This window comes from Klebsiella sp. PL-2018, assembly GCF_019048985.1.
In the GTDB taxonomy this organism is placed as follows: Bacteria; Pseudomonadota; Gammaproteobacteria; order Enterobacterales; family Enterobacteriaceae; genus Klebsiella; species Klebsiella michiganensis.
The window spans coordinates 1,644,960-1,656,320 of record NZ_CP077673.1 but is presented as its reverse complement, the minus strand read 5'-3'; the positions used below and the strand labels follow the sequence as shown (position 1 = coordinate 1,656,320).

The 11,361-nt window shown below is 54.2% G+C and carries 13 protein-coding genes; 9 read left to right on the top strand and 4 right to left on the bottom strand.

The window, feature by feature from the left end:
* Position 1 precedes the first annotated feature (1 nt).
* From rlpA to lipA, 6 genes are all read left to right on the top strand, one after another.
* Positions 2–1,102 (top strand): endolytic peptidoglycan transglycosylase RlpA, encoded by a 1,101-nt coding sequence (gene rlpA, locus MKleb_RS07640; RefSeq protein WP_025106399.1) that lies wholly within the window; start codon positions 2–4, stop codon positions 1,100–1,102.
* A gap of 143 nt (positions 1,103–1,245) precedes the next feature.
* Positions 1,246–2,445, top strand: coding sequence for a D-alanyl-D-alanine carboxypeptidase DacA (gene dacA / locus MKleb_RS07635; protein WP_014228398.1), 1,200 nt, complete (start codon positions 1,246–1,248; stop codon positions 2,443–2,445).
* Positions 2,446–2,551: 106 nt separating this feature from the next.
* On the top strand, positions 2,552–2,815 hold the full coding sequence (gene ybeD, locus MKleb_RS07630) for a DUF493 family protein YbeD (protein WP_004100153.1): 264 nt from the start codon (positions 2,552–2,554) through the stop codon (positions 2,813–2,815).
* Positions 2,816–2,915: 100 nt separating this feature from the next.
* Positions 2,916–3,560: a lipoyl(octanoyl) transferase LipB gene (gene lipB / locus MKleb_RS07625; RefSeq protein WP_025106400.1), complete on the top strand. Its 645-nt coding sequence runs from the start codon at positions 2,916–2,918 to the stop codon at positions 3,558–3,560.
* Between the two features lie 137 nt (positions 3,561–3,697).
* Positions 3,698–4,651, top strand: coding sequence for a YbeF family transcriptional regulator (locus MKleb_RS07620; RefSeq protein WP_025106401.1), 954 nt, complete (start codon positions 3,698–3,700; stop codon positions 4,649–4,651).
* 187 nt (positions 4,652–4,838) lie between these two features.
* Positions 4,839–5,804 (top strand): lipoyl synthase, encoded by a 966-nt coding sequence (gene lipA / locus MKleb_RS07615; protein WP_004848774.1) that lies wholly within the window; start codon positions 4,839–4,841, stop codon positions 5,802–5,804.
* 226 nt (positions 5,805–6,030) lie between these two features.
* Here the strand turns inward: lipA and tatE are convergent, their stop codons facing one another.
* Together tatE and MKleb_RS07605 are read right to left on the bottom strand one after the other, a co-directional pair.
* The gene (gene tatE, locus MKleb_RS07610) at positions 6,031–6,234 is read right to left on the bottom strand and encodes a twin-arginine translocase subunit TatE (RefSeq protein ID WP_004130411.1); all 204 of its coding nucleotides are present in this window, start codon (positions 6,232–6,234) and stop codon (positions 6,031–6,033) included.
* Positions 6,235–6,361: 127 nt separating this feature from the next.
* Complete coding sequence (locus tag MKleb_RS07605) at positions 6,362–7,150, bottom strand: deaminated glutathione amidase (protein ID WP_048261236.1); 789 nt, start codon at positions 7,148–7,150, stop codon at positions 6,362–6,364.
* A 91-nt stretch (positions 7,151–7,241) separates the two neighbouring features.
* On the opposite strand from MKleb_RS07605, the gene crcB reads away from it, so the two are divergent.
* Complete coding sequence (gene crcB / locus MKleb_RS07600; protein ID WP_025106403.1) at positions 7,242–7,625, top strand: fluoride efflux transporter CrcB; 384 nt, start codon at positions 7,242–7,244, stop codon at positions 7,623–7,625.
* A 64-nt stretch (positions 7,626–7,689) separates the two neighbouring features.
* Here crcB and cspE read toward each other — a convergent pair whose 3' ends face one another.
* Positions 7,690–7,899, bottom strand: a complete 210-nt coding sequence (gene cspE / locus MKleb_RS07595) for a transcription antiterminator/RNA stability regulator CspE (RefSeq protein WP_004100146.1) — start codon at positions 7,897–7,899, stop codon at positions 7,690–7,692.
* A 195-nt stretch (positions 7,900–8,094) separates the two neighbouring features.
* Positions 8,095–8,664 (bottom strand): lipid IV(A) palmitoyltransferase PagP, encoded by a 570-nt coding sequence (gene pagP, locus MKleb_RS07590; RefSeq protein WP_014228393.1) that lies wholly within the window; start codon positions 8,662–8,664, stop codon positions 8,095–8,097.
* A gap of 296 nt (positions 8,665–8,960) precedes the next feature.
* On the opposite strand from pagP, the gene dcuC reads away from it, so the two are divergent.
* Positions 8,961–10,334, top strand: a complete 1,374-nt coding sequence (dcuC, locus tag MKleb_RS07585) for an anaerobic C4-dicarboxylate transporter DcuC (RefSeq protein ID WP_014228392.1) — start codon at positions 8,961–8,963, stop codon at positions 10,332–10,334.
* Between the two features lie 92 nt (positions 10,335–10,426).
* A complete protein-coding gene (gene rna, locus MKleb_RS07580; RefSeq protein WP_025106404.1) occupies positions 10,427–11,221 on the top strand; it encodes a ribonuclease I in 795 nt (264 codons plus the stop codon).
* Positions 11,222–11,361: the final 140 nt, after the last annotated feature.

The window sequence follows — 11,361 nt, the reverse complement described above, 5'->3', positions numbered from 1 at the left end:
GATGCGTAAGCAATGGCTGGGGATCTGCATAGCAGCAGGGCTGCTGGCGGCATGTTCGAGTGAAGACGTTCAACAGAAAACGGTCAGCACTCCACAGCCGGCCGTTTGCAATGGCCCAACGGTGGAGATTAGCGGCGCCGATCCGCAGTACGAAACGCCTAACGCCACGGCGAATCAGGATTATGAACGCGACGGCAAAAGCTACAAAATCGTCCAGGATCCGTCTAACTTCACCCAGGCAGGCTTCGCAGCCATCTACGACGCCGAGCCTAACAGCAATCTGACCGCATCGGGAGAAGCGTTCGATCCCACGCAGCTTACCGCGGCCCATCCTACGCTGCCGATCCCAAGCTACGCGCGGATCACCAACCTGGCGAACGGCCGCATGATCGTCGTGCGCATCAACGATCGCGGGCCTTACGGTAACGATCGCGTGATTTCACTGTCCCGCGCCTCAGCCGATCGTCTGAATACCTCGAACAATACCAAAGTGCGCATCGACCCGATCGTCGTCGCACCGGACGGCTCGCTTTCCGGTCCGGGTATGGCCTGTACCACCGTAGCCAAACAGACCTACGCGCTGCCCGCCCGCCCGAATCTTGACGGCGACAGCGGCGCGGCAATGAGTCAACCCGCGCAAACTGACGTGCACGCCATCAGTAATTCAACGCTGAAGCCGGAAGACGCCACCGGCGCGCCGGTCAACAGCGGCGGTTTCCTCGGCGCCCCGACGCCGCTGAATAATGGCGTGCTGGAAGGCAGCGAGCCTGTCGTTCAAAGCGCGCCAGTTACCGCCCCGGGTTCAGTACAAGGCAGCGTTGCGCCCGCCGTGGCCGCCACCGCTGCCGTAGCGCCTGCCGCAGCGGCCAGCGCCAGCGGCGATTTCGTCGTACAGGTCGGCGCCGTCAGCGACCAGGCCCGCGCGCAGCAGTACCAGCAGCGTCTGAGTCAGCAATTTTCCGTCCCGGGCCGCGTCACGCAAAACGGCGCGGTATGGCGTATTCAGCTCGGCCCATTCAGCAGCAAAGCGCAGGCCAGCACGATTCAACAGCGTCTGCAAAGCGAAGCTCAGCTGCAGTCATTTATTACTCGCGCCAACTAAAGGCATCGCACCCGCCTCCCCTGCTCGTTGCGCATGACAAAGTCATTAACAAAGTCGTGCGCAATGTCGGATGCTGGTTCGTAGTGCGTTTGTTATAGTAAGGCACTTTTTTTAACTCCATCACGGATGCCGTTGTTCAGACCATGAAGACCTCTTTTACCGCTCGCTTACTCGTTACGGCGCTCTCCGTGGCAGCGCTGTCCTCCGCTGCCCGCGCCGATGACCTGAATATCAAAACGATGATCCCAGGCGCCCCGCAGATTGACGCCGAATCCTGGATTCTTATTGATTACAACTCAGGCAAAGTCCTGGCAGAAAACAACGCCGACTCCCGCCGCGACCCGGCGAGCCTGACCAAAATGATGACCAGCTACGTGATTGGTCAGGCCATGAAAGCGGGCAAGTTTAAAGAGTCCGATCTGGTCACCGTGGGTAACGACGCGTGGGCGACCGGCAACCCGGTCTTTAAAGGCTCCTCGCTGATGTTCCTTAAACCGGGTATGCAAGTGCCGGTTTCGCAGCTGATCCGCGGCATCAACCTGCAGTCCGGCAACGACGCCTGCGTGGCGATGGCCGACTACGTCGCCGGCAGCCAGGATGCCTTCGTCAGCCTGATGAACAACTACGTTAACGCCCTTGGTCTGAAAAACACCCACTTCCAGACCGTACACGGCCTGGATGCCGATGGTCAGTTCAGCTCCGCGCGCGACATGGCGCTTATCGGCCAGGCGCTGATCCGCGATGTCCCGAATGAATACACCATCTATAAAGAAAAAGAGTTTACCTTCAACGGTATTCGTCAGCTCAACCGCAACGGGCTGCTGTGGGATAACAGCCTGAACGTCGACGGGATTAAAACCGGCCATACTGACAAAGCGGGCTATAACCTCGTGGCGTCGGCAACCGAAGGCCAGATGCGCCTGATCTCCGCCGTGATGGGCGGCCGCACCTACAAAGGCCGCGAGTCTGAAAGCAAAAAGCTGCTGACCTGGGGCTTCCGCTTCTTTGAAACCGTTAATCCGATTAAAGCCGGTAAAGAGTTCGCTTCTGAGCCCGCCTGGTTTGGCGATACCGATCGCGCCTCGCTCGGCGTGGATAAAGATGTTTATCTGACTATCCCGCGCGGTCGCATGAAAGATCTGAAAGCCAGCTACGTGCTGAATAACGCTGAGCTGCACGCGCCGCTGCAGAAAAATCAGGTGGTAGGCACCATTAACTTCCAGCTGGATGGCAAAACGATCGATCAGCGCCCGCTGGTCGTACTGCAGGAAATCCCGGAAGGCAATTTCTTCGGTAAAATCATTGATTACATTAAATTAATGTTCCATCACTGGTTTGGTTAAAAATCGACCACTTGAAAGTGTGATTTACATCCCCATATACTAGGTATCCTGATAACTCCCACACGTCGTGGGAGTTATTATTTTTTGTTGTAACACCGGAGCTGACATGAAAACCAAACTTAACGAACTGCTTGAATTCCCTACACCATTTACTTACAAAGTAATGGGACAGGCGTTGCCGGAGCTGGTTGACCAGGTGGTTGAAGTGGTACAGCGCCATGCACCAGGTGATTACTCTCCGACGGTAAAACCCAGCAGCAAAGGCAACTACCACTCTGTCTCTATTACCATCAATGCAACCCATATTGAGCAGGTAGAAACCCTCTACGAAGAGCTGGGCAATATTGAAATCGTTCGGATGGTGCTGTAAATCTCTTCCCCTGACCCGGCATCCACGCCGGGTCATTCTCGCTTTCTCGCTGTGATATACTGCCCCACTCAAATCATTCTCTCTCTGCGGAGACGTTGTTTTGCAGCACAATAAAATCCTCATCCGCCAGCTCGGCCTGCAACCTTACGAACCTGTCTCGCAGGCAATGCATGAATTTACCGACACCCGCGACGATGCCACGCTGGATGAAATCTGGCTGGTAGAGCATTACCCGGTGTTCACACAGGGTCAGGCCGGAAAGGCCGAACATGTTCTGGTTCCCGGCGAGATCCCCGTTATTCAGAGCGATCGCGGCGGACAGGTCACCTATCATGGTCCCGGACAGCAGGTGATGTACGTTCTGCTGAACCTGAAACGGCGCAAGCTGGGCGTACGTGAGCTGGTCACGCTGTTAGAGCAAACCGTTGTGAATACCCTGGCGGAGTACGGTATTGAATCGCACCCGCGAGCCGACGCCCCCGGCGTCTACGTGGGCGATCGAAAAATCTGCTCCCTGGGCTTGCGCATTCGCAAAGGCTGCTCATTCCACGGCCTGGCGCTGAATATCAACATGGATCTGTCACCGTTCCTGAGGATTAACCCCTGCGGTTATGCCGGAATGGAGATGACCCAGATGCGCCAGTGGCTGCCCGATGCCCGTACGGAGACCGTGTCTCCACGCCTGACCGCCAATCTGCTGGCGTTGCTCAACGATCCACCCGCGGAATATCTTCAAGGCCGCTAGCCATCACGTCCCGCTACCGCGGGACGTCACATTTATCCCTCAGGCGCGATTAAGCCTTTATTTTTGCAATCAATTATCACTAATAAAATAATTGTGGCCGCTATAATGGTGCTAATCATCACTAGCGGAAATACAGAGTGGAAGAAAATAACGCTCAGAGCGTACCAACCGAACGAGTTGACGATCGCTACGATCGTCAGATGTTTCGCATTTTGCGCAACATAGACCTCAATTTACTCACTATTTTTGAAGCGGTTTACGTCCATAACGGTATCGTCAACGCGGCAAAAATACTGAATATCACGCCGTCGGCGATTAGTCAGTCCCTGAACAAACTGCGCGCCCTCTTCCCTGACCCGCTCTTTATTCGCAAGGGCCAGGGCGTGACGCCAACGGCCTACGCCACGCATCTGCATAAGCATATCAGCCAGGGGATGGAGGCGTTTCTCAACGCCCTGGATTTAACCGGCAATACGCAGCGGGAACGGGTAATAACCGTTGCCACCTCCCCGGCTATCGGCGCGTTGATCATGCCGGTTATCACCAAAAAGCTGCGGAGCGTCTTTCCCCAGATTTTGCTGCACAACGTCGCCATTACCGACGCGGCCAGCCAGTTAAACCAGCGTCAGGTTGACCTGCTGGTCGATAGCTTCCCCCACAGCGGGCAGGCGATTACGCACCATGTGCTATTTCAGGATAGCGTACATATCTTCTGCCGGGCAGGGCATCCGGTCCTCGCGCTCCCCGCAAACTCAGCAAACCTGAGCCAATATGAATTCGCTCTCCTGCAGCCCGAAGGCCAGCGCTATACGACAATCCTGCGTCGCCTGGAGGAGCATCTCGGCGAACGCCGCTATGGTTTCAGCAGCTACAATCTGTTAACTCAAGCAGCCCTGGTCAACGACAGCGATATGCTGGGGCTAATCACTTCCGGAATGTTTTCCCTGGTCGAGAAGATTTGGCCCTTAAAGATGCTCGATTTCCCGCCGCTGCGGGAAGAAAAAATTGATATTGCGCTGCACTATAACAAGCTCAGCGCGCAGGAGCCCTTGCTGAAAGAGATCGTAGAGACGATTCGTCAGGCTTTTTAGCCGATAAGGCACGAGAGGGAAAAGCATAAAACAACAACTATTTTACAATTTGCCCGGCCAGCAGGCTGCTTTATGCCCCGTATCAATGATATACTGCCTGCGTTTAATTCAAAAATAGTTGATAAATGCAACATTTACTTGAATTGATTCGCTTTCCTTCGTCACTCGCAACTGGAACACGCACGCTATGAGTAAACCCATTGTGATGGAACGCGGTGTAAAATACCGCGATGCCGATAAAATGGCCCTTATCCCGGTGAAAAACGTGGCAACTGAGCGTGAAGCTCTGCTCAGAAAACCGGAATGGATGAAAATCAAACTTCCGGCTGACTCGTCCCGTATCCAGGGGATCAAGGCAGCGATGCGTAAGAACGGCCTGCACTCCGTGTGCGAAGAAGCCTCTTGCCCTAACCTCGCGGAATGTTTTAACCACGGAACGGCAACCTTTATGATCCTGGGCGCCATCTGTACCCGTCGTTGCCCGTTCTGCGATGTTGCCCACGGTCGCCCGGTGACGCCGGACGCCAACGAACCGCAAAAGCTGGCGCAAACCATCGCCGATATGGCGCTGCGCTATGTGGTGGTGACTTCCGTGGATCGCGACGATCTGCGCGATGGCGGCGCTCAGCACTTTGCCGACTGCATCAGCGCGATTCGCGAAAAAAGCCCGACGATTAAAATTGAAACCCTGGTGCCGGACTTCCGCGGCCGTATGGATCGTGCGCTGGAAATCCTTCAGGCGACGCCGCCGGACGTGTTTAACCATAACCTGGAAAACGTGCCGCGCCTGTATCGCCAGGTCCGCCCGGGGGCCGACTACAACTGGTCCCTGAAGCTGCTGGAACGTTTTAAAGAAGCCCACCCGGAGATCCCGACGAAATCGGGCCTGATGGTGGGTTTAGGCGAAACCAATGCTGAAATCGTAGAAGTGATGCGCGATCTGCGCCGCCACGGCGTCACCATGCTGACGTTAGGCCAGTATTTACAGCCGAGCCGCCACCACCTGCCGGTACAGCGCTACGTCAGCCCGGATGAGTTCGAAGAGATGAAAGCCGAAGCGATGGCCATGGGCTTTACCCATGCTGCCTGCGGGCCGTTCGTTCGTTCCTCCTATCATGCCGATCTACAGGCCAAAGGCATGGAAGTGAAGTAATCTCTGCCTCGACCGCGGCGTGATATTTTTAGCGCAGCGGTCCGTTCTGCCGATGCGTTTCGTTACCCGCTAAAAATCCCACCCCGGTAACAGTTGGTTGCATCTTTTTCGTCAAAACCCAGTGCAAATAACAAAAGAGGCCGCAGCGCTATCGCTGCAGCCTCTTTGCCGACGCGGTTTATCCCCGCCGGTAGCGAGCCCCCTCGTTCAGGAAACTCGTCGCGAATTACTCTTTATGAGAGAGCTTCTGTGCCGGCGCTTCTTCAGCACTGGTCTTTTTCGCACTGTCATCGTCATCGTTCATGGCTTTTTTAAAGCCTTTGATAGCCGAGCCCAGGTCTCCACCCAGCGTGCGTAACTTTTTGGTACCAAACACCAGGATAATCAGCGCTGCGACTACCAGCAGTTTGGTAATACTAATCTCACCCATAGCTAACCTTCTTCTCTAATACAAGCTGCGAATACGCCATCATACACGCATACAATTAACGGCTATTTGACGCGCGGACACAATAGCAATCTGTAACAAGGTGAATCAAGCCTTGTTTAAAAAAACGTCATAATAATTGCGGTGGCGCAAAGCGGCGATTCTGCAACACCGGCAGACGCTCGCGTACCTGCTGAATATAATCAGCTGAAAGTTCGGCAAAAATCAACTGCGGCCGCTCTCCTGCCCCGGCAAGCGTTGTTCCTAAGGGATCGACAATACGACTCTGGCCGATATTACGCGTCCCGCACTCCCCGGCGGCGACAATATAACAGGTAGTATCCAGGGCCCGCGCCGCCAATAGCGTCGCCCAGTGGTGCTCCTTCAGCGGCCCTTTTACCCACGCGGCGGGCAACACGATGAGCTGCGCACCGCTGAGCGCTAACGACAGCGCCAGCTCAGGGAAACGTAAATCGTAGCAGGTCATCAGCCCGACGCGCATCCCATCCACCTCGATAAGCGGCGGAATCTGCCGCCCGGCATCGACCAGCCGGGACTCCTGGATATTGAAAGCATCATATAGATGCAGTTTCTGATATTGCGCAATAATCCTGCCCTGACGTAGCGCCACCAGCGTATTCGCTGCCCGTCCTTCGCCGGAAGGAATATGCAGGGTCAGCACCGTCGTTAACGCGCTGTTTTCGCTCTCTGCCAGCAAGAGCCGTAGAAAGCCGCCATCAAGGCGCTGGGCGGATTTAACCGATAAGTCCGCATCGCTATCGTCTCGCGCCAGCAGCGCTTCCGGGAGAACCAGAAGCGCAGCCCCCCGCTCTGCGGCCTGACGCATCATGCTCACGCAGGTCTGCGCGTTTTCCGTCCAGTCCGGCGTTACGGCAAATTGTCCGGCAGCAACAAGCATCTTTTCTCTCCCGTCAGGTTAGTCATAGCCAGTGAGGTCTTTCGCGCGCTACACTCGAAGTTTAGTCTCGATCAATAAACAGGGAATGACCGTGTTGCAACTCCTTTTGGCTGTGTTTCTTGGCGGCGGCACCGGCAGCGTTTTGCGCTGGTGGCTGGGTATGAAGTTTAACCCTATGCATCATGCTATCCCCATTGGTACGCTCACCGCTAACCTGCTGGGCGCTTTTATTATCGGCGCAGGGCTGGCATGGTTTAACCGCCTGACGGATATCGATCCGATGTGGAAGCTGCTTATCACCACCGGCTTTTGCGGCGGGCTGACCACCTTCTCCACGTTTTCCGCCGAAGTGGTGTTTCTACTCCAGCAGGGGCGCTTTAGCTGGGCGTTACTCAACGTACTGGTCAACTTGTTAGGCTCATTTGCCATGACGGCCACCGCGTTCTGGCTGTTTTCACATGCGGCCAGCCGCTAGCCCCTGACCGCAGGCAAAAAAAAACCCGCCATGAGCGGGTTTTTATATTCTACTGACGCGTTGCTTAGATAGGCATTACGTTTGCAGCAGAAGGGCCTTTGGCACCGTTAGTGATTTCGAACTCTACGCGCTGACCTTCAGCCAGAGTTTTGAAACCGTTGGACTGGATTGCAGAGAAATGTACGAATACATCTTTGCTGCCATCTTCCGGAGTAATGAAACCGAATCCTTTGGACTCATTAAACCACTTAACGTTACCTTTAATCTTAGACATCAAAATTACCTTTATATGAAAAAATCGACACTAATACTGTGTCGGGTATCAGTACACCAATTGTGGTACCTTTTGTCCAGCGCAACTTTGCTAAAAAGTGATAAAAGTCTCTATCTTTTTGCACCGGGCTCACGTTAGTCATTGTTTTTCAACAAGACAGTCCGCTTATCTCTTTTATTGCTATAAAAAATCGCATCAAAACTGAATGCGCGCCCAGGCAAAGTAAACGTTTCCGTTGTTATAGGTGCCCGGGATATAGGTCATCTGGAACGTGGCCGGGCCGTAACCGATAGAAGCCAGAGGCAGCACGACCGGAATCGGGATGTAGTTCCAGTTATCGCGCGCCGTCACGCCAAGCGTATAGCCTAAACCCAGATGGAAATTATCGTCTGCTAAGGGACGCCAGGTTTTCTCCCAGCCATAGCCGCCGATAGGCTCCCACTTATTATAAGAGTCTTTAAAGGCCATCAAATAGATGCCATGCCAGTTCCCTTTATCATCCCAGCGCGAGACGCCGAAGCCGGCGCCCCAGGGACGTTCGTTGTAGCGGTCCGTTTTCTCTTTGTCATAGGCGAAACGGGCGTGCCAGGTCACCGCGGGGATATAAAGATCATAGTGCTCAGGCTCATTCCAGGTCTGCGCGACGTTATCGCTCAGCGTATTGTAGCCGTCGCGAAGCGTCGAACTAAACGAAGCATTAGCGGAGGTGGATGATAGCAGCAGGCCCAGGCATCCCAGAAACAACCCTATAAATCGACGTCGCATTACACTTTTCTCTTACCAGTATCATTTTTAAAGCGGAGTAAGATAACAAAGATAATCTTAATACTACCTTAACGGTATTAGGCAAACTCTTGATATATCCGGTGCAAAAAATCTGAAAATCTCTCGCGTCCAGGCTTTGACCGGGCGGGCATGTTACTGCCTGACAGGGATTCTCATCGATTTATTGATTTGCGTCAGCGAGTTTTGCCCGTTTTTTAGGCACATTCCCTCACTAAATTTTTTCTTCGCTTCATTTATTAGTAGATTCTTTGGGTTAATGGTTTAGGGGTAAAAGAATGCTTACGCTAGTAGAGATCCTGATTGGGATTGTGGTCATTGTGGGCGTCGCCCGCTATATCATTAAAGGCTATTCCGCCACCGGCGTGCTGTTCGTCGGTGGCTTAGTATTACTCATCGCCAGCGCGCTGATGGGGCATAAGGTTTTACCAGGCGACGCAAAGAGCACCGGTTATTCTGCAACCGATATTGTTGAATATATTAAGATACTGCTGATGAGCCGCGGCGGCGACCTCGGCATGATGATCATGATGCTCTGCGGTTTCGCGACTTATATGACGCACATCGGCGCCAATGACATGGTGGTGAAGCTGGCGTCAAAACCGCTGCGCTTCATTAACTCCCCCTATCTACTGATGATCGCCGCTTATTTCGTTGCCTGCCTGATGTCGCTGGCCGTCTCCTCCGCTACCGGTCTGGGAGTACTGCTGATGGCGACACTGTTCCCGGTGATGGTCAACGTGGGCATCAGCCGCGGCGCTGCCGCCGCTATCTGCGCTTCTCCGGCGGCGATTATTCTCTCCCCCACTTCCGGGGATGTCGTGCTGGCCGCCAAAGCCGCCGAAATGCCGCTGATTGACTTTGCCTTTAAAACCACGCTGCCCATTTCTATTGTGGCCATTATCAGCATGGCGATCGCTCACTTTTTCTGGCAGCGCTACCTGGATAAAAAAGAAAACGTCGCCCATGAAATGCTCGATGTAAACGAGATAACCACGACCGCCCCCGCTTTCTACGCCATTCTGCCGTTTACGCCGATAATCGGCGTACTGATTTTCGACGGCAAATGGGGCCCGGAGCTGCACATCATCACCATTCTTGTGCTCTGCATGCTGCTGGCGGCGGTTCTGGAATTCTGCCGCGGCTTTAACACTAAAAATGTGTTCAATGGCCTGGAAGCGGCGTATCGCGGCATGGCTGACGCGTTTGCCGGTGTGGTGATGCTGCTGGTGGCCGCCGGCGTCTTTGCTCAGGGGCTGAGTACCATTGGCTTTATTAACGGTCTGATCTCTATCGCCACGTCGTTCGGCTCCGCCAGTATCATTCTGATGCTGGTGCTGGTCATTCTGACCATGCTGGCGGCGATGACCACCGGTTCCGGTAACGCCCCCTTCTATGCTTTCGTTGAGATGATCCCGAAGCTGGCGCACTCTTCCGGCATCAATCCGGCTTATCTCTCGATCCCGATGCTGCAGGCATCTAACCTTGGCCGAACCATTTCTCCGGTCTCCGGCGTGGTGGTCGCCGTGGCCGGGATGGCAAAAATTTCGCCGTTCGAAGTGGTGAAACGGACCTCTGTCCCGGTGCTGGTTGGTTTGTTAGTGGTGATTATCGCCACCGAAGTTCTGGTTCCCGGCAGCGCAATCCGCTAACGCTGAAACCGTGTGAAAAGGCGCCTGTTGGCGCCTTTTTTATGCTTTAATAACTCAATGTTATCAATGACCATTTGTCATCAGGAATAAAAATGTTCAGGAAGGATTTCGTTGCCATTGCCCTTTTGCTCAGCGCCGCCCAGGTCAGCGCAGATCCGCTGATCGCCACACAATACGGTGATTTTGACCGCTACGTGCTGGCTCTCTCCTGGCAAACGGGGTTCTGCCAAAGTATGCAAGACCGCAACCGCAGCGAACCGGAAGAGTGCCGCCTGCAGCAGGAACTCAGCAATAAAGCCGATTTTCTCACCGTTCACGGCCTGTGGCCGAGCCTGCCAAAATCTATTGCCGCGCGCGGGGTGGACGAGCGCCGCTGGATGCGCTTTGGCTGTGCAACCCGCCCTGTTCCCAATATGCCGGAAGCAAAAGCCGGGCAAAAATGTCGGGCGGCTGAAACCGGGCTCTCGCTGGAAATGGCCAATAAGCTTAACGGCGTGATGCCGGGTTCGGGCGGTAACTCATGTCTCGAACGTTATGAATACGCCAAGCATGGCGTTTGCTTTGGTTTCGATCCTGACAACTATTTCGGCACCATGGTGCGCCTGAACGGCGAGATCAAACAGAGCCATCTGGGCGCCTTCCTGGCCAGGCACTATGGGCAAACCGTTAGCCGGGATGACTTCAACGCCGCGGTTGCTGAAGCCTATGGAAAACAGAACGTCAGGGCTTTCAAGTTAACCTGCAACGGCAACCCCGCCTATCTGACTGAGATGCAAATCTCCATCAAAGCCGCGGCCATTAATGCCCCTCTCTCCGCTGATTCATTCTTACCCCAACCCCATCCGGGGAACTGCGGTAAGCAATTTCTGCTGGATAAAGCCGGCTAGATTTCATACAACTTCGCTATGGTTCGTTGATGAATGTGCGTTTAATCACTTCAAACCACCAGCAAGTCTCAGTATGATGAGAGGACATTAACCCTTGCCATTTTCGGTGAGGGTTTTCTTTTACGGACAGGTTCCTGGAT

Coding starts and splice junctions, on each gene's coding strand:
- rlpA (WP_025106399.1), top strand. CDS start 2: ATGCGTAAGCAATGGCTGGGGATCTGCATAGCAGCAGGGCTGCTGGCG.
- dacA (WP_014228398.1), top strand. CDS start 1,246: ATGAAGACCTCTTTTACCGCTCGCTTACTCGTTACGGCGCTCTCCGTG.
- ybeD (WP_004100153.1), top strand. CDS start 2,552: ATGAAAACCAAACTTAACGAACTGCTTGAATTCCCTACACCATTTACT.
- lipA (WP_004848774.1), top strand. CDS start 4,839: ATGAGTAAACCCATTGTGATGGAACGCGGTGTAAAATACCGCGATGCC.
- tatE (WP_004130411.1), bottom strand. CDS start 6,234: ATGGGTGAGATTAGTATTACCAAACTGCTGGTAGTCGCAGCGCTGATT.
- MKleb_RS07605 (WP_048261236.1), bottom strand. CDS start 7,150: ATGCTTGTTGCTGCCGGACAATTTGCCGTAACGCCGGACTGGACGGAA.
- cspE (WP_004100146.1), bottom strand. CDS start 7,899: ATGTCTAAGATTAAAGGTAACGTTAAGTGGTTTAATGAGTCCAAAGGA.
- pagP (WP_014228393.1), bottom strand. CDS start 8,664: ATGCGACGTCGATTTATAGGGTTGTTTCTGGGATGCCTGGGCCTGCTG.
- dcuC (WP_014228392.1), top strand. CDS start 8,961: ATGCTTACGCTAGTAGAGATCCTGATTGGGATTGTGGTCATTGTGGGC.
- rna (WP_025106404.1), top strand. CDS start 10,427: ATGTTCAGGAAGGATTTCGTTGCCATTGCCCTTTTGCTCAGCGCCGCC.